At 52.0% G+C, this 18,631-nt stretch carries 10 protein-coding genes; 3 read left to right on the forward strand and 7 right to left on the reverse strand.

What is annotated here, in order from left to right; translation table 11 throughout:
• Window positions 1-316 precede the first annotated feature (316 nt).
• Entirely contained in the window at window positions 317-820 is a 504-nt protein-coding gene (locus tag FHT76_RS38125) for a hypothetical protein (RefSeq protein WP_259186652.1), read from the reverse strand.
• Between the two features lie 66 nt (window positions 821-886).
• On the opposite strand from FHT76_RS38125, the gene FHT76_RS38130 reads away from it, so the two are divergent.
• Complete coding sequence (locus tag FHT76_RS38130; protein ID WP_259186653.1) at window positions 887-1,150, forward strand: helix-turn-helix domain-containing protein; 264 nt, start codon at window positions 887-889, stop codon at window positions 1,148-1,150.
• 23 nt (window positions 1,151-1,173) lie between these two features.
• Here the strand turns inward: FHT76_RS38130 and FHT76_RS38135 are convergent, their stop codons facing one another.
• A complete protein-coding gene (locus FHT76_RS38135) occupies window positions 1,174-1,809 on the reverse strand; it encodes a recombinase family protein (protein ID WP_259186654.1) in 636 nt (211 codons plus the stop codon).
• A gap of 470 nt (window positions 1,810-2,279) precedes the next feature.
• On the opposite strand from FHT76_RS38135, the gene FHT76_RS38140 reads away from it, so the two are divergent.
• Window positions 2,280-6,116, forward strand: coding sequence for a hypothetical protein (locus FHT76_RS38140; RefSeq protein ID WP_259186655.1), 3,837 nt, complete (start codon window positions 2,280-2,282; stop codon window positions 6,114-6,116).
• A 189-nt stretch (window positions 6,117-6,305) separates the two neighbouring features.
• On the opposite strand, the gene FHT76_RS38145 is transcribed toward FHT76_RS38140, so the two are convergent.
• A complete protein-coding gene (locus FHT76_RS38145) occupies window positions 6,306-6,647 on the reverse strand; it encodes a hypothetical protein (protein ID WP_259186656.1) in 342 nt (113 codons plus the stop codon).
• Window positions 6,648-7,187: 540 nt separating this feature from the next.
• Between FHT76_RS38145 and FHT76_RS38150 the strand changes: the two genes are divergently transcribed.
• Window positions 7,188-8,504: a DUF6538 domain-containing protein gene (locus FHT76_RS38150; RefSeq protein ID WP_259186657.1), complete on the forward strand. Its 1,317-nt coding sequence runs from the start codon at window positions 7,188-7,190 to the stop codon at window positions 8,502-8,504.
• 1,015 nt (window positions 8,505-9,519) lie between these two features.
• On the opposite strand, the gene FHT76_RS38155 is transcribed toward FHT76_RS38150, so the two are convergent.
• The 4 genes from FHT76_RS38155 to FHT76_RS38170 all read right to left on the reverse strand — a co-directional run bounded on the left by FHT76_RS38155 (window position 9,520) and on the right by FHT76_RS38170 (window position 18,391).
• On the reverse strand, window positions 9,520-11,349 hold the full coding sequence (locus FHT76_RS38155) for a glycoside hydrolase family 25 protein (protein ID WP_259186658.1): 1,830 nt from the start codon (window positions 11,347-11,349) through the stop codon (window positions 9,520-9,522).
• 20 nt (window positions 11,350-11,369) lie between these two features.
• A complete protein-coding gene (locus FHT76_RS38160; protein ID WP_259186659.1) occupies window positions 11,370-12,575 on the reverse strand; it encodes a GH25 family lysozyme in 1,206 nt (401 codons plus the stop codon).
• A 467-nt stretch (window positions 12,576-13,042) separates the two neighbouring features.
• Window positions 13,043-13,282: a peptidoglycan-binding protein gene (locus FHT76_RS38165; protein WP_259186660.1), complete on the reverse strand. Its 240-nt coding sequence runs from the start codon at window positions 13,280-13,282 to the stop codon at window positions 13,043-13,045.
• 492 nt (window positions 13,283-13,774) lie between these two features.
• The gene (locus tag FHT76_RS38170) at window positions 13,775-18,391 is read right to left on the reverse strand and encodes a CHAT domain-containing protein (protein WP_259186661.1); all 4,617 of its coding nucleotides are present in this window, start codon (window positions 18,389-18,391) and stop codon (window positions 13,775-13,777) included.
• Window positions 18,392-18,631 lie beyond the last annotated feature (240 nt).

Here is an 18,631-nt window from a genome sequence, read left to right on the forward strand (position 1 = left end):
TCGAAAACATCCACCGCCTAACAGAGCCGGATCTCGGTACTGATGCGAGGCCAGCAGTGCAGCAGCCGTCAATGCGCATCGAAAATCGCGCTTACAGTCTTCGTGGAATTGGGATCAAGGATCTCCCCAGTTGGAGAATGCCAATGAGTGATGCCCTTCACGCTGATGACGCACGAGAGTACTGGGCATTCCTTCGCTCTGGTTAGCTGTGCGGCTAAGATGCCCCCAATGCCTAGACCGTTGAGCGGCTAACGGACTAGGCGGGGCATTTCAGCAACGCCGGCCCGTCGGGTTTCCATCGCTGTTCAGGCTTAGATTAGTTGAAGCCTCTTGGTTTGCCGATATTGCCCATTTTCAGTTCAAGGAGACGAAGGTTTCCATCGGGTGTCGGCTCACCACACAGTACGTCACCATCCGTCCCTTCCTCGCAAAACGTTATCGCTCCACTCGGAAAATCTCGTGACGGTCCATTGAACTCAAGGTGTACTGTTGGAAGGATCCCAGTCGTGACAATCTCCTCGGCGACCTTACGCATTGTCGCATTGCAGCGATTAAAAACCGAGCAGGAGAAAATGATACTGTCAGACATAAATCGAATAACGGCCTGGTCCTTCAAACATTCGTGTATCTGAACCTTGGTTTCATCGAAGGATGGATAGGTGTTGTCCCCACACGTAAAGCCGCGTGATGTGGCAATTGCGTCTCGCTCCTGCTGAGACTGGAGGATGTTAATTCCTACTACCGAAATTGGATCTGCTTGCGCCGGGCAGGCAACGTACAAAAGAGAGATTGCAGTCAATATGGTAAGACCAGTCCTCATGAACCCTCCGTTTTCATAGTTCTATAATACGTGGTTTCATAGTCTGTCAAATGCTGTCCTTCTCGCATGGACGCGAAGCATCTTGTGGCATGGAATATTCGAAGATTGAGGGTGTTGAAGGGCATCTCACAGGATGATCTCGCGCTTTCAGCCGGTATTGAAAGGTCCTATGCTGGCCATCTCGAGCGCGGAACCAAGAACCCAACGATCGTAACATTGGAAAAAATTGCAGGTGCTCTTTCATGCGAGCTCCTTGAACTCTTCGTACCTATGCCGAAGAATTCCGAACCCCTTTTGCCCCTGAAGAGTGGAAGGCGATCAAAGACCTAAGCGTCGGGCAGTGGCACAGGTAATCATAGCGACCAAACCACCAAAGCCTTTTCAGCGGCCGCGGGGTTTTCCTTGATCCTGTAGACGGTCTGTCGGCTGAGGCGTGCTACCTGGGCAATTTCAGACACGCTTGTTTGCTTGCTGAGCAGGTTCATGACCATCTCATAAGAGGCTCGGCTAAAGCTTGGCTTGCGACCCTTGTAGGTCTCGTCGTGTCTGACCTTGGCAGATGCAATGCCTGCCTTTTGAGCTTCCTTCGTGGCCTCGGCTTGTGCCTGAGCTGACGCAGCCATGAAGCTGATCATGGCATCCCTCACTGCCATCTGCATTGCGTCGGAGGTGGAGCCGTCGAAGGTCATGTTGTTGATCACGGTCCTGATCACTACGCCGCGCCTCATAAACTCCCTGATGGTGTCGGTCACATCAGCGTAGTTTCTGCCCAAACGGTCCACCCACCTCACGACTAGCGTATCGCCAGCGCGCAGCATGTCGAAAAGACGCTTACCTTCTGGCCGGTCTTTCATCAAGACAGACACCCCCGACACCCCATGGTCAGCTACGACATGGTCGAATTGAAAGCCAGCGTTCTCGGCTTGGGTCTGCTGGTGCCCAAGCGTTTGTTCTGAGGTCGAGACGCGAGCATAAAGGAACGTAGCCACTGATCCACCCCTCGTGTCCGTTGAGATTACGTCCGCATGAATAGGCGTCCGTAGGCACTAAGTCAACCCTAGCGGACACGCGAACTAGCGCGTTTAGCGTGTCCGCTAGCCTATACCCCTGCGGACGGAGCCACATACCCGGCCTTATGCCTTTCAGCGATGACGAAGGCTGGCAGAGAAGATCTTGAGAATCATCGGGCGACTATTTGGTGCAATCGAACCAACGGCATCCCATTTGGGGGAAACGGTCGCACCCGGCAGCTTGAGTACCCCCTCGTAAAAATTTCTCAGATTCCTGATGAAGCAATGCGTGAGAGTTGAGGCATTGAACAGAAACTCTGCTCCGCCCAACACATCTCATGCGGGAAAAGTGTGGACGTACGGAAGCTTCACCCTACGGGACACTACCGCGTCTGGTAAAGGAAGCTTATCGACAAAGAAAACCGTCAGACACTCGCTTTAGGTGAACAATGCCCCACCGTTTGTTCCTAGTCAGTTCAGAGGAGATTCAGCGTCTCAATGACGAGCAAGCCCGCGAACTAGTTGCGCGACTTGTGCGTGCGGAGGCGGAGAAGTTGGAGGCAGCCAATAGTTCCGTTACTTGGGGTGGAGACCAGAGGGCGAAGGACGGTGGCATTGATGTGCGCTTCACATCTTCGGCCCTAGCCGCGAACAGCAGCTACCTACCGAAAAGCTGTGTTGGCTATCAGGTCAAGGCCGAGAAATTCCCGCCATCAAAGATAAGCGGAGAAATGGCACCAGCAGGCACTATGAGCACGTCCATAGCCGACCTACTGCGAGAAAATCATGCGTACATAATCGTCTCTACCAAAGACAGTGCCTCAGACAGTTCGCTTGCTGCTCGTAAGTCAAAAATGGCAGAATGCGCGAAAGAGGCGGGATTGGATGACAAAGGCACGATAGATTTCTTCGATGCTCGGCGCGTTGCAGACTGGGTTGAGCACTTCCCCTCAATCGGCGTTTGGGTGAAAGACATCGTTGCCGCTCCTGTTCAAGGTTGGCGGCCATATGGTGCGTGGGCATACCGAGAAAGCGACCCCAAAGCCGAGTATCTTGTTGACGACAAGGTCAAGGTTTTCGCACCGAATGCTGATGAAGGCAGCAATGCGGTTGAAGCAATTAATGCTATCAGGAAAGACTTAAGTTCTGGTCGGACGGTACGATTGGTCGGTCTTTCCGGTGTTGGAAAGACGCGCTTAGTACAAGCGCTTTTTGATCCCCGTATTTCGACTACAACACCAGCACTGTCATCTGATGCAGTGATATACGCAGACCTATCAGATCACCTAGAACCGCAGCCAACTTCAATGGTCGAAACGCTAGTTGGCGGCAATACGCCGACTTTTCTCATCATCGATAATTGCGGGCAAGAGCTGCACAAGCGCTTGGCTGAGATGGTGGCACAGGTTTCGCCACGCATCTCCTTGCTTACCGTGGAATATGACATTCGCGACGATTTGCCTGAGGCTACGAGCTGCTACCGACTTGAGGGTTCCTCGGAAACGGTAATTAGAGAGTTGCTAGGACGCCGATATACGCATTTGTCTGATAGCGACATCAACAGAGTTGCCGAATTTTCGGATGGAAACGCTCGTGTGGCTTTCGCCTTGGCAAGCGCCTCTGAGCGTAGCAATGAACTGGCTCAACTGACCGACGATGCGCTATTCCGGCGGCTTTTCAACCAGAAGCAAACTGAAAGTGACGAACTTCTGCGCTGTGCTGAGACGGCTAGCCTTCTGTATTCGTTTGATGGCGATGATGTAACTGACCGTTCGGAATTGGCCCTTCTCGGATCGACAAGTGGCCTGTCTGCCACCGTACTGTACCGTGGGATTGCAGAACTGCAGCGCAGGGGCTTGGTTCAGCAGCGAGGAAAGTGGGGAGCGGTCTTGCCTCACGCCATCGCAAACAAACTGGCTGCAAGGGCAATTGAGAACATACCGCCTTCGATTGTAGTAGATGCATTAATCGATAAGGCATCTGAACGGGTTTCAAAATCCTGCTCGCGCAGGCTTGGTTATCTGCATACTTCTCCCACAGCTCAGCGAATAGTTGCCGATTTTCTAAAGCCCGGTGGTCGATTTGATCGCGTTGACGCCCTAAGTGACACCGGGCGACAGGTCTTGAAGAATTTGCTGCCCGTGGACCCAAGCTCCGGTTTATCTGCTCTTCGCAGGACGGTAGAGAATGTCGACACCTCAACAATAGATGTTTACATCGCATCCGATCTGGTGCGGATGGTGAAATCGCTAGCTTACGATGCGGCGATGTTCACTGATGCGTTGAAAACTCTCGTTGCTTTTGTTGAAGGCGATAAAATTCGAGGTCAAAGCAGTTCATCACACGAAGCGATTGTTGCGCTTTTCAGTTGCCATCTCTCCGGTACACATGCGTCACCGGAAGAACGTGTCTCATCGATCCGGGCATTGATACAAAGCGACAAGCCATTGATTGCGCAGCTAGGGCTGGATGCGCTCAAGCAATCGTTGGAAACGTCTCATTTCTCCAGCCAATTCGAAGTAGATTTTGGTGCCCGCCGAAGGGACTATGGATGGTCGCCGAAAAATCGAGATGACGTTCAGCTATGGTACGGCGGGTTTTCTAAGTTAGCACTTGAGATCGCACTGCGAGAAAACGTCAACGGTCCAGTTCGCCACATTCTAGGGCGAGCTGTGCGCGGCCTGTGCGAAGATGCTGGAATTATCAGTGAGGTAGAGGCGATTGCGCACGCGCTTGCTGCTTCAGGTGGCTGGCCTGACGGTTGGATCGGGGTTCGAGAAACTTTGCACCGGGGAAAATCAGTCATTCCGCCAGATATTTTAGAGCGCCTCAACACTTTGGAACGGCTTCTGGCTCCTACCGATCTGTTGGGAGAAATCCGTAGTACGGTTCTCGCTCGCAACGCCGGTATGTTGGATTTGTTGGACGGCGACGAGGACGCCGACTACTCCACCCGCCACGATATAATGCTTCAGAACGCAAAGCGGCTAGGAAGTTTGGCTGCGAATGAGCCGCTGATGGTATCACGTCTTCTGCCCGAATTGCTTACGGATGGATCTAATGCAGAAAGCATGTCTTTTGGCCACGGGTTGGGAACTGCTCTGGTAGACCCCAAGAAGCTGATGAACGAGGCCAAAGCGATTATCGAAAAGAAGAACTCCTCGGATGTCAGTTTGGTGATAATTCGGGGTGTTCTTCAAGGTTGGCAAGAAGTTGATGCGGCAGGCCTTAATGCCTTCCTAGACGATGCCGTTTTAGATCCCGTTTGGGGAGCGTGGCTGCCTGAATTGCAATACGCAGCCGGCCTGGAAGATGATAGTATTGGGCGCATATTTAGATCGTTAGATGCCGGTATCGCACCATCCTGGCAGTATCGGTACTTATCTATGGGGCGAGCACCGGATGTCCTCGCTCCAGATGTGATTGAAGTCCTAGTCAGTTCCCTCTCAGCAATTACTGACGGAGGAGCAGTAGCGATTGATCTGCTAGGAATGGTAGTTCATTCGGCAAAAGAGCGAGGCGAAAACTTCGTTCGTGATATTGCAAACAGGATCGGGGCCTTCCTTGCTCGTATTGATCTTTCAAAATGTAAGGTCGATGACACCATGGTGGATCACCATCTAGGTAGGTTGATCACCTTCGTTTTGAACAACACATCTTCCCCGTCTCTCGACAGTGGCATGTTAGAAAACCTACTATCGTGGGAGCGATCCGAACACAGGAAGTACGCCTTCAGACGTGGCCGACATCTGCAACCCTTTTTCAAGTTGAGACCGATATTGGCGCTGGATGCGATCTACCAACCTGATCCAGATGGTAGCTATCGAACCGCAGCCCGGCTCGCCGCAGACCAATACAACGAACGTGACAACCGACCTATGGAGGCAGTGCCTCTAAAGGCCGCACTGGAATGGTGCTCAACGTCCCCGGAAGATCGTTACCCCTTCATCGCCGCAACCTGCGTGCTTTATGCTCCAAAGAAGCCAAATGAAGAACAAAGCGATAGAAGCTTATCGGAAATAGCAGGTGAAGTGTTCAAGGCCGCTCCCGACAAAAGGCAGATACTCAAAGAATATATCGGCCGACTTATGCCGATGAGCTGGTCAGGTTCGAGAGCGGAAAAGCTTCGGCAGCGGCTCGGTATTCTTGATGGCCTGGCTCCTTTAGCCAGTGGGGAAGATGCGCAATATCTAGATGATGAACGCACGCGGATGCTGAAGATCGTAAACGAAATGAAAGAACGGGAAGACGCAGAGGAGAGAACGAAGAACGAGACTTTCGAGTAGCGTCGGCGGTGCCCGCCGAGCGCTGGTTCTTCTTGTAGGAAAGACCATCTTGTGCAACAGATCCAAAAGGGGCGCATAGTGTCTCCCTTGTCATCCTCGAAAGCCCGGTTTCTAAGGGTTTTGGACAATGGTGGGCGCTCCGTCCAACCATCCAGCGCGTGTATCGTCTTCGCCTCTGTCGGTTTGAAATCAGGCCCGTACCTGCTCGTCCGCGTCGGTGGTTTGCTCGTCACTCTGGGTGTCCGATATCGACGGACTGGGTGCAGGAAGAAGCTTGGGGGCCGACGGGTTCGCAAGTTGCAGCACCTCCGCCGTGGTGTTCACTCTCGTGTAGAAGTTCTCGATCGCGGATACCACGCCATCAGCGTAAACAATGCCACCCAAGACGACGCTAACAATTGCCATCGCAGTGGTGAATGCCCTTCGCCTGCCTTTGGGCGCCGTCTCTGCAGCTTGCCTTGCGATCGCGTGCGTTTGCACCAACTTTTCGGCTATCGCGGCTGAGCCGAAGATCTCAAACAGCTCGATCATCTTTACGGTCGTTAGAGACCGACTGGTCCACTACCGAGAGAAATCGCTGAAATCTGAGCCGAACAGCGGATACGAACGCGAAGTATTCAGCGGACTCCACCGTCACGCCAAAAAGATCGGCTAGCGCCTCAGCAGTTGAATTGTTCGAAATGTGGCCCTGGAAAGCGCCGCACATACGGTGGAGTTCTTCCGCTTCATTGCTAAGTGCTGGCATTACTTCCCTGTCTCGTTGAATCGACCCGACTATTGCGGTTCAGCCACTTCCCGGTCAATCCCGGATATTGACGGCTCGGAGTGTGCCGCTATGCCGCCAACGGATGTACCCAACCTAGGCGCAAGGTCTCAAACTCCGTCACTGGTTCCATCGGATGACCAACGCTGTTGTTCCTAAAGATCAACTGCTGGCAAATCCGCCCAATATTTTGAAGGAAAGGCAATTATCGTAACATATTGATATAGCTAGATTTTATGAGGAAACCAATTGACTTGCGCACTGCGCTATGTTATTGAATGACTCATCGATCAACCTGGAAGAAAAGGATGAATGCAAAATATTTGTTGAAGCGAGAGGGGACTTACTATTATCGGCGTGTTTTCCCCAAAAGCATGAAACATCGCTTTGCAACCAACGCGTATGTAGTATCGCTTAACACGAAGTCCCTGGATATCGCGCTCCTAAAACGAGCGGAGCAAAATCAAATATTCTTGGGTCTCATAGAAGCCGATGACAATCTTTCCTCAGCCGTCGAATATAAGAAGCTAGCGGCTGTCGCAGAACGGCTCAATTTCGAGTACCGCGCCGCAAACCTCACAACGACGATGATTGACCCGCGGACGATTTTCGGGCAGTTGCGTCCGGGAATTGACGCGCTATCGAAGCTAGTCAACCCATCCAAATTTGAAGTCGCGGCAGTGGCCGGAATAGCAAAGCAAACCCTCACCTTTCAGGATGCCTTTGAGACATACAAAGAGTTGTCGAAAGACAAATGGATGTCGTTGTCACAGCGCGAGCGCTACAAGAAAATTCGACCGATGGAAGAGGCCGTGAATGACTTTACGTCATTCATGCCAGGCCATGACGTGCTAGCCCTAGCAAAAAGCGATACCTATCGGTATCGAGACGCCCTAATTTCTAGGGTCGGAAAGGGGCTGCTAAAGCCGGAGACCGCAAATCGAAAGATCATGCAGCTTCGAAAAATCGTTCAGAAGATCTTCGAAGTAAACCATCCCGATCTAAGAAACCCGTTTGACAAAGTCAGGATCGCGGAGAACGAAACCGGGCGGAGGCCACCCTTTTCTGAAGATGAAATCGAAGCGATAAAGAGATTGATTTCTGAATCAGATGCGAGTGACCAGATCAAGGCCATCATCATGATTGCCATGCACACTGGCACGGCGCCGAAGGAACTCGTCTTGATGGAAAAGGATGACATTCAACTAGATCACCCGATCCCGCACCTAAAAATTCGGCCGAACACTAAGCGCATGAAGGTAAAAGCGGGAGGGGCTCGCCACCGAGATATCCCCCTTCTCGGGGAGGCTCTCGAGTGGATGAAAAGATTTCCCGACGGTTTTTCGCGCTATTCTCGTGATAACGGCGGGGAAGCCGCTAGCGCAGCGGCCAACAAACTATTGAGGCGCGTGTCTGATAAAACGTTTTATAGTTTTCGTCATCGGCTTAAAGACCTCATGCGGAATGCCGAAATTGAGGATAGCGTCCAAGATTCAATAATGGGCCATACGGCAGCCGGTATGGGCGGTCGGTGTGGGCAAGGATATAATCTCACCGTCAAGAGAAATGCGCTTGCTCGCGCCCTGAACTTGACAATAGCAACCCTCGAACCTGTAGAAAGTTAATTTACAGAGTTCCCCTACGGAACTTTCAATGCCATTTGAATATAATGACCTAATCAGAGTGCCCAGTAGACGTTCTCAATATTTCGCGGCGCTAGAAAGTATGATTTCAAGACTGCGTGAACACAATTATTTTGAGGCGGCTTCGTTCTATCAGCGATACAAAAACGCACTCGCCGAGGACTTGACGCTACTTGGTGTGCAACTCAACTTGCCTGCATGACGCCCCGAAAAGTGCCTGGAAGGAAGTGATATCCAGGGATGCCGAGCGTTGATGCCATGATTTTTCTCCCCTTACTTCCCACTCAGAGCACTTCACAAACGCCGGCCTGGGATGGACCCACCCAGATATACTTAAGGATTGCAGGAAGAAGGTGCGGCAAACATGTCGGGACAGGACGGAAACGGCCGCCCGGTCACTGGGGGCGGCTTTTTATGGTCAGGGGCATTATCGAACGGGCGAAACCACATCTGGACAGGTCTAACCGCCAGCTTACCTGTCAGATAACTCCCAATAGCCATACCAGAAGCACTATTGCAGCGGCACCCGTTGTAACCGCGCAAAAGGGAAGAAAAAAGAAGAATTTACCCTTCGGTGAAATTCTAATCGCGTCTCCGTAGTCGTCGCTGTAGGACATGGTAGAGCCGCATTCTTGCGTGAAATCGAAGCCGTTACCAATGTAAAAGATGAGCGACCTAAAACACCAAACCGCGTAGTGAACAAACAGCGCGAAAAGCAGACAATCAACAAACCACATAAGTACCACCGCTTGCATTTTTAACCTCCTAGCATCTCGCACTTGGCGGCCGTGACGAAATTGAAGGCAGCGGCCCGGCCCACTGATTCGTGGCTTCGTCCGCCGAATTTGCTAAAGCGGTGGCCCGCGACGGCGCTGCCCCAATCGCCAACAACCATCTTCCGCTTCACCATTATTAGGTCGCCTGGTGTCACTCGGCATGTGGGGCGCAATCTAGAATGAGCGTGACAACTGTGACGATAAACCTCCTCCCAAAACCGCTACTTTCTATCAGCAAGCGCCGCCTCTCGTGCGGCATTCGCGCCGGTGGAAGCAAAGGCTTGGAACTGATCTTCGTCGCCAAAGAAGACATTGAAATCGACATGTCTCTCAAATCCGTCAATCTGACCCTGATTCGTCACCTGCCAAATAGTCCAAGGATTGTCTCCCCGATAGCCTGGTGTATTTTTGGCAAAGTCGGCGTACCACAACGCATAATCGCTGAACTCATTCTGCAGAATATCGCTTACACCTCGGCGAGAGGTGTAAATTATCGGTTTTTTGCCATAGGTTTGCTCAACAAAGGCGAGCAGGCGTTTGAGATTTGAACGAATGATATCCCTGTCTCCACCGCAGGCGCTGAAAATAGGAGACCCTTCCTCGTTGTTCCATTCAACATCAATTGCCACAGGAAGTAGGTTCTTGTCTGGAGGTGCTACTTCGGCCAGATTTTTGATCTGAGCATCTGCCGGGCTGCAATCAAGGACATGGTACGCGCCAAATAGTATCTCGGATCGAAGCGCTCCCGCTCTGTTGCGCTCAAAACGGCTGTCACGGCGCATAGATCCTTGGCTGGCCTTAGCATAAAGAAATTTCACTGAACCGCTTTGCTTCAATTCATCGAATTTCGGTTCCCCGCTAAACGCGCTGAAATCTACCCCACGTAGCTTATAGGTCTCGGGCGGCGAAAATACCTTGAGATCTGGGCGTCCTATTACGGCACTACCGGTTGTTTTTAGGTCTAACGCCGCAGGAGGAAGCGAAGGCCCTCTCGTGGTCGCCTGCTTCTCGGCGTCGATCGGCACTAGGAAAAAGAACGCTCCATTGAAGCTCGCGTCAGAAACCATGGGGCCGACACGAAGCTGAGGAAACGGCTCCGGAGGTTCCGTGCCCGGTATAGTTACGTCTTCAATATCTTCGCTCATCACCTGAACGACGCGCCCCAGCCTCACTATACTGGTACCAAGGACCTTTTGAGGCATACCATCACCGCCCGAGATAAACTGGGCGGTATTTAGGTCTGCCGAGCTCTTCCTTATTGCGAGCAACAACGCCTCGAAGAACATAGTCCCCTTGCCATCGGGTGCAGCCCGTGCGAGTTCATCGGCCTTTGCGGCGGTCACGGCGTGAGATCCGGGTGATCTCGGATAGCTGTAATTTTCGCCTTGGTTGGACGTAATCGGGAATATTCCGCCGGAAAAGCACGAGCCGATCAGAGCTAGGGAATGGTACGCAAGATTCGAAATCCTTCTCAATCGACTTTGGAGATCATCCAGCGAATAACTATGCGACGGATCGCCGTCGGCATCGCCGGTAATTGACGATAGAGCGAGCGCCCCCGCATCGTTGGCCGTTAGGCCCGGCAAGCCATGACCATCATACATGAAAAGAAACCGCGATCTTCGCTTGTAATCATTGACCTTTGCCAGAAGGTATTGCTCAAGAAAATAGTTAATCGCTTCCTTGGTGGCGTCGCTATTCTTCAGCACTATAACTTCATCAAAGCCCTGCTGTTTCAAGAATTCTATTATTTTTGGAAGATCCGCCTCAACAGACTGAAGCACCTGATCCTTTGGATTTTGAAACGCTGGATATTTCGACACAGACACCAAGAACGCGAAGCTTCTTACATCTGTATCCGTGGGGCCCTGCTTAGGCATGTAGAAGTCGATACGCTTGTCGACCTTAGCGGATCCGGGTTCGCGATAAACAACGAACTTGTCACAGTATGACCCGCCCTGCAGCTCTACGGGGCACTGTTGGGCATTTGCCGGTGATGCTCCTGTGAAGAACAGGCCGGACACAACCGCTATGGACAATAGGCCTAACATTCCCCCTTTCATCGATCGCCTCACTTTATGCCGAACGTCTTCACAAAATCCTCGCGGCTGCCATAGAATATCGAACTGTCGTATGATTTTGGTTGCTCCGAGATCACCGCGCTATCCGTGAATTGCCAGATCGCTGTGATGGATCCTGGTAATACAGCGGGCGTCTCCGAAAACTTTCGTTTCGGGTTATAGTCAGCAATCCAGATCGGATAACCTTCGAACTCGTTCACGCGAGAGAGTGGGACGGTCCTCGACGACCACCAGGATTTTGCAGTGTAGAGCATTGGACGGCGACCGGTACGAGCCTCAATTTGCTTCAAGCAGTCGAGGGTTTTCTGGACGATTTCGTCTGCTGAATGCCCTACCCAACGGTCTGGTTTGTCTTTGGACACGTCCCATTCCAGATCCACGACCGGCGGAAGGTCGCTCGGTCTGAAGCCTCCGTGAAGTTGGACGTAATCCACGAAAGCGTCAGCTTGCGCGGTCCCAGAGGCTTCACGAGCAGATGACAGAAAATGGTACGCGCCCCGCGAAATCGTAACTGCAGCCGGTAACTCCGCTACGCCTGACCAGAATTTGTGAAAAAGTTTATCTTTTGATGATATTCCCTGCGTCGCCTTAATATACACAAACTCGACACGTTTTGCCTTCAACGCAGAGAGGTTGAGCTTAGGGTCGGTGTAGTGACTTATGTCGATACCAAAGATGGAGTTTTCGCGGGGATGTTTTTCGATTTTATCGTCTCTGGCATCATCAGGGAACTTGAACTGCGGTGGAATAGCTAGCGTCTCGTTTTTAACATCCGGCGCATTGGCGTCGAAAGCCGGGATCTCGTATTTCGCAAAGAGCTCCCCGCGTGCCGCATCCTCTGATCCATCGTCAGGGAGATCGATCCAGCTGCTTTCGGCTCGCTCGCCTGCTACCGCGAGAGCCGTTACAGAAACGATACCAACCAATAAGGCGCATAGTGCGAAGACTGGAGAAAGCTGCTTTCTAGCAATCATTATTCCCTCCACAATATAATCCGAGTTTCCTCTAGGCACGCGAAATCCGCCCCACCTACGGAAGCTTTCATCGAGATCTTTCTTCTGCCATGATACTTTTAAGAAATATAATTCAACTTGATCGATAGTAAAGAAGTATCTTACACAACCTTCTTGACTCGCTCGTGAAGAGGCGTTTTCGATCCAGAACACGGTTTCAGCAGCGCCAAATCTATATGCCAAAGCCGAGTCTTGTCTCTATGAAATATCGAGGTCAACCGGGGGACCAATAGACTTGAGAACAAGAATGCCAGGGGCTGATGCGATGCTCAATATTTACCGCGTTGGAGCCTTTTGGGAAAGGAGTAGTGACACCCACAGCTCAGCGGAATCCTGTCGCACACAACTACTTCGTGATGTAAGCTCCATCCCAATTCGCGGTCTTCAAAGAATAATGCCCCGTGCACTCAACGGTCCGTTGGCGCTCTCTCTCGTTTCGGAAACGATATCGATCCCTTTCGAACCCCAGTCAGCAGCACCATAGATCCGAGGCGTCATGCGGTGCTGGTGATTCTTTGGGGAAGGCTCGGCGATAGCTTAGAGGTAGGGAACAACTCCGCGCAGCACCTGAAGGAAGCCCCTTTGGGCTTCTGCTGTGGCTCCGAATGGCGGCGCTTCCGCTAACTTGCATGTTTTGCAGGGAGGCTCTTTCAGCATCGGCCTCCCTCGCCAACGACAGCTGCCAGTGAGAGCTTCTTCCAGGTCGCTATATCGATTGTACCCGTTTCAGGTAGAGACGCCGCCCTTTGAAACGCCGCTGCGCCCCGAGCAGTCTCATCAGTATAGATATCGTCAGGCGGGCTCGCGAAATACCCAAGCTTTGAAAGAGCGTCTTCGACCATGCGAACGAACACGCCGACGTCCCCTGGCTGGAGTTTGAGTGTACTCAAGGTCTGGCTGGGCTCCTCTCTCCACCCCTCACACAAAGCTGGATCTTGTTTTCGTAGAAAATAGCTGCCGAATAAACCGTATTGGTATCTTTGACTTTCCCGTCCTTGAATCGTAGACATAATATCGAGATCGGCACCTTCCCCTGTTGCCTCCAAGACAAGGTCTCCATTTTTCGTTGGGAGAAGAGTCGCGGAAACGTAATCGCCTTCACAGGTTTCCTCTGTACACCGCAAGGAACCGTCCGCCACTGCAGTGCAGGACAATGTTGAATAGAATGTTGTGGTCGGCAATCCCCACTCGCCAAACCATAACTTTGGAGATTCCTCTCCTCCTGGGATCATCAGACGCATCCACCGGACTTCTATGTCGCGAGAGAAGGTCCCCGAGTAACACTGCAGCTGTCTGTCCTCGGTGGTCCCCGTTCGAGTCATTCCCAGAACAACCATGAGGGACATGCATGAGGCGCGCACGAACTGAGCCAACTTCAACACCTAATATCCCTCCAGCAACACAAAGGGCGCCCAGTAGATTGGATGAGAGTAGCCAGGAAAAATACCGCTGTCGCCAGAGATCGCGAGCCCCCGAAGTCCGCCGTGGTCATGGATGAACTCTCGCATGACGCGAGCGAGAGAAGTCGCATGATCAAGGCCCTCACTCGTTTCTATTTGATAAAAGCGCCCCATAAATGCCGCTGTGGATGCATCCCTGATTGGCCAAAGACTCGCCAGAACCGCGCGTGCGCTCTCTCGCTGTGCCACAGATGCTAAACTCTTGAGTCCACTTCCATCACCCTGCTCGACTGTTGTCGCCGTGTCGCAGGCTGACAAGGTCAGCAACCCGACATCAGAAAATCTGAACTGATTGATCCCCTTCTTCAGTTGCTCTACCGTTAGTTTTCCGTTGCCCAAGAGTAGAAATGAATCGGAATCTTTGGTCCCGATTTCGAAGTGCGAAGCGATGTGAACGATCCCAAGCTGATGGCGGTCGCCGTTCATGAAAATCAGAGCACTCTTGAGAGCTTCAACCGTGAACGAATTATCCATGATGGCGACCCCCGGCAGGACACCTTTCGTTCCATTTCGAACAATACTATCGCGCTCGGCGATTACGCTAGGGAGCGCCGGAAATCCCCCAACGGCCTCACTGACCCCCAGAAAATTTACCTTCGACAAATTGGGGGACTTACTTGCGCCCGCAACATTCACCCCACTCACTTCGGTTATAACAAAATCTTCAATTAGATAGTGGGTACCGTCATAGAGTGCTCCGAAGGGAATACCATGCAAACGGCGGTCAGACGATACGAGAAGTCGCTTAGCTCCTATGGCCTCTATCTCTTTCCTTAAAGGCTTAAAAATGATGTTGTACAGATCGTTACCCAGCACCCGTGGGTCTGCCATGGGATTTTTAAGAGCATTTCGAAACGACGTTATTTTTTCGTCGAGAGCTGCTTCACTAAATGGCTTGCCGTCGATCGACTGCCATGTGAAGCTCTTATACGTGTCAGCTGTTATTAATATGGCGTCTATTTTGGCGGGAAGAATGACATAGCGTATCGCAACGGCGTCACCTCCCAATTCTATTGATATTCTACTCTGCATCCCAGAAAGCTCTTGACGAATACTGTCCTCGCTTGAATGGGTGTAGCTTGATATTTCTTCAACAATTTGCTGAACTTTTTCACCTTCTTTGACCAGAGCCTCGGACAACACCACGAGTTGTTTGTCTTCGGCGGGTGACAAAGTGTGCTGAATTTGCTTGGCCTGAAGCGCGACATATTGCTTAGCTTGAAGCGTCGATGGGGGAGAAACAGCGCCTATTGCACTCCGAATTCGTTCTTCATCTTCGGTGAATGGCATCTCAAGAAAGCTATTGCCGACGTAGTCTTCATCTTGAGCGAGAAATTGAAATCGTTCGAAATCATCCCGCAGGCTCATTACGAACTCCGCTTCGGCGTCCCTCTTCTGCTCAATGAAAAGATCTGCCAGCGATCTGTAATAACCTCCAACGACATCGCGGAAACAAAGCTGCAAGTGCTCTGGCAAACCCGCGATGTCACGTCGAACTCCTTGTAGTCGATTGACCGCGACCTTTGCGAGTACTATCGCCGCATCGCTATAGCCATATTTCGCAACTCGCTGACTGGACTTCGATAGCGTGCACACGTCCGCGAGCGCAGCAGAAATTGGGCCGTTGGCAATGCTTTCGGTCGCTAGTAGCTGACGTTCAGTCTGCAATCCTATGAGTTCATACCGAAGCGCTTGTTTGTGATCGCCGGCAACAAAGTATGCTGCCGCAAGTGAGCGCGCTCGCTCAACTAAACCGAGACTTATGCCGCCGCGCTCTACTTGAGAATTGTATAGCTGTATCAGGTCCTGAAGGGTCCCATTCACAACGCCCAGCTGCGAAAAGTCGACATCGGACGGTCCATTCGCGATTGTCAGCAACGATGCAGCAGAATGATCTCCCAGCTTCACCAAAGTGCGCAAAAGAGCTATCACGTCGCCGGAGGGAATGCCCTTCTTCGTGATTTGATTAACCACCGCGCGAACTAGGATGGTCCTACCCGCCGAATATGCGTTTGACCTATCCTCATAAATATCCTCCGGTTGCGACTCGGCCGCTTGGCCGAACCAGAGGCTTGCGCTTTCAAAGTCACCATAGAACGCTAAGACGTCCGCAAAAGCAGCTTTAGGCTTCCACTTGTCGGTTTTGTTTGCAAAATCATGCAACAATTCAAATCCTAGCGACGCGTACGGCGACCCGAAGCCACCCAATGCCAAGGTATGAAGAAGCAACAAACATTCACTCGGATCACTCTCCCCGAACTCCCGACCTCCATCGCTCGGGGATCTTCGATCGATGCAAAACTTTCTTAGTCTCTGTTTGACATCCTCTTTCGCTCGTTCCGGGTGTTCTGACCGAAATTGACCTATCAACTCCAGGACCTCAAGAAAGAGGCCATTGAAGATATCGCTCGAGATGAAGCCGCTTCCCCTCAGCCAGCCGAGCATATTCAACGGCTCATCAGGACCTTGAGCAAGATCAGGGCGTGCCATCAAAATACGGAGAAGAGAATAGGCTGCCGCTGAGTCCTCCTCTTGACTGACTGCGAGTCGATACCAAGAAACGGCTTCCTCAAGGTCTACAACGCCACCACATTCTATGCACGTGAAGGCATCACCCAGCTGCTTCGCGATCCGGTCTTGGCGAGCCGCCAAGCCCTCAAGGAACGTTTTCCCTGGGCCAGATCTCAGGAAGGCGCCGCCTTCCATGACACGATGTACCAGCGGTGTTGGATCGAAGTATCTATCTTGGGTAGCTCGGGTATACCAGACGGCGGCCTTCGTAAGGTCGCGCGACACTCCGGCGCCGTCCTCATAAATTCTAGCCAAGGCATACAGTGCTGCAGCGTGTTTCCCGTTAGCAGCTTCCTCATAGAGTCTTATTGCCTCGGCCTGATCTCGCCCCCCCCCTAGACCGTATTCTCTAGCGACAGCCAGCCGAAATTTTGCCTCAGGTAGTCCTCTTCTTGCTGCGATCTGCAGAAATTCCATCCCTTTTTTTAGGTTGCGACCAGCTTCGCTTTGTCCCTCAATCAATATGATGGAGATGGCATAGTTCAGCGCAGCGTCCCCCTCCTGCATTATCATCTCAGCAACCGATGGAGACTTTGCCGCAAGATGCGCAAGCCGGATCACCGGTATGAGTTCATCGTAAGACAGATCGATCGAGCTGCTCGCGGTGCCTTCTATACCTTTCAATTCTCTAATATACGATCGCGCGACGCGGGATGCTGAACTCCCACCTTCCAGGAACGTCGCATAGTCTTCGTAAAGTCGAGGTTCGGACGAAGCCTCGGCGGCCGCGATGCGACGTGGAAGACGATTGAGAATACCCGCTGCGAGTGCAGACTTGAGTTCCTCTCTAGCACCAGCCTTTGCGAGCAAGGCTGCCCCAATTTCTACGTCCGTTCGCACTCCTACGCCGAATAGAAAGCGTGTGCCAAAGTACACCTCCGCCGCGCGACCAGCATTAGAAAATATATCCGCTCCGAAAGCAGCCGATCCGCTAGTGTTTTTTGCGTCGAACAAATCGAGTAAGGCCTCCGTAAATGTTGCCGGCAGGCTGCAGTCGCTCGCTAGGCGGCCATTTCCATCGATTAATTTTGAGGTTTCGATAGACTTCCATACAAGTAGCATCGCCCGCTGCATCAGAGCCCTGCCTGCATTCGGCCGCGCTACTATACGGACAACCGTCTCCAAGTTCTCCGCCTGCCTCCGATCGCAGCGGTATTCCAATGTTGAAGCGAGCCATTCAAAAGGGCGAATGTCCAGATCGAACCCATTACGCTTCGGGTCACAGGCCACATTTCGCAGATTGCGGATCAAGGCGACGACGTCAGAAGGTAGCGGAATCCCGTCAGCAACGTTGAACCGAACGCTGGGGTTTATCTTAGCTATAGCGTTCCAGCTGCGGAGCGCCTCCGTTCTCGAATATTTGTCGAAATTACCTGCGCACCCGGCGACGAAAAGGGCCGTTTGCGCTGCTTTGAAATAGGGCCTGTCCGAATGTTCATGTAAACTGGACCATTCAAATCTCAGCAGCGGGCACACATCCTTTCCAAAGGTATGCAGATCGTGGTTAAATTGCCGAACACCCCTATTCGCCTTGGCGAGCATTTTAGCCATGCCAACCTGCAGGTATCGTTCGTCTCCGCTCAAGCCTGCTTGCTTTTCCAGTTGATCCTTGCTGACTCCTTGCCATGAAGCCGCTATCGCGACCTCAAGGTCGAGTTCGTAGTCCGGGTCGATTTCGTCTCTTCCAAAGCATCCGGAGTTAGCAATCATCGTTCGTAAAGTCGGTTGTCTCGATCGACCAATGTGTTTTTTTGGCGGGCGCGACGGTACAATTTCGTCAAACTCGTGCTCGTTTGGGATCGGGAAGGCGCCAACTTGGGCTGTCATCGCCCCCGTGGGACGGTCAACGCCGGGCTTCGCTTCAGAAACAAGGAGAACGCCCAATAGGAAAATAGCTAACGGAACTCTGGAAATCAGAATAATCCGAAATACGTGGGAGGCTCGCTTAAATGAGAACAATGAAACCATAGCGAAGGTCCGACCATGTCTGCGTCTCCTAAAGTACCATCAGGTCGTTGCAATCTTGAGTCAATTGGAGGTGGCTAATACACTTCGCTTTTTCCGGTAGCTCGGCGTTGCACTCACGGTTCTGTGGCAAGATTCATTTTTTCCAGAAGAAATACGTGCACTTTTCCACCATCGGATTAGTGCATGCTGGACCTGAACAGTTACCGCCGGAATTAGCGCCGATCCCGTTCTGGCATGGCC

It is taken from the genome of Rhizobium sp. BK176 (assembly GCF_024808055.1).

Bases quoted from the DNA above. Each gene is read 5' to 3' on its own strand.
- FHT76_RS38125 (WP_259186652.1), bottom strand. From the start codon at position 820: ATGAGGACTGGTCTTACCATATTGACTGCAATCTCTCTTTTGTACGTT.
- FHT76_RS38130 (WP_259186653.1), top strand. From the start codon at position 887: ATGGACGCGAAGCATCTTGTGGCATGGAATATTCGAAGATTGAGGGTG.
- FHT76_RS38140 (WP_259186655.1), top strand. From the start codon at position 2,280: ATGCCCCACCGTTTGTTCCTAGTCAGTTCAGAGGAGATTCAGCGTCTC.
- FHT76_RS38145 (WP_259186656.1), bottom strand. From the start codon at position 6,647: ATGATCGAGCTGTTTGAGATCTTCGGCTCAGCCGCGATAGCCGAAAAG.
- FHT76_RS38150 (WP_259186657.1), top strand. From the start codon at position 7,188: ATGAATGCAAAATATTTGTTGAAGCGAGAGGGGACTTACTATTATCGG.
- FHT76_RS38155 (WP_259186658.1), bottom strand. From the start codon at position 11,349: ATGTTAGGCCTATTGTCCATAGCGGTTGTGTCCGGCCTGTTCTTCACA.
- FHT76_RS38170 (WP_259186661.1), bottom strand. From the start codon at position 18,391: ATGGTTTCATTGTTCTCATTTAAGCGAGCCTCCCACGTATTTCGGATT.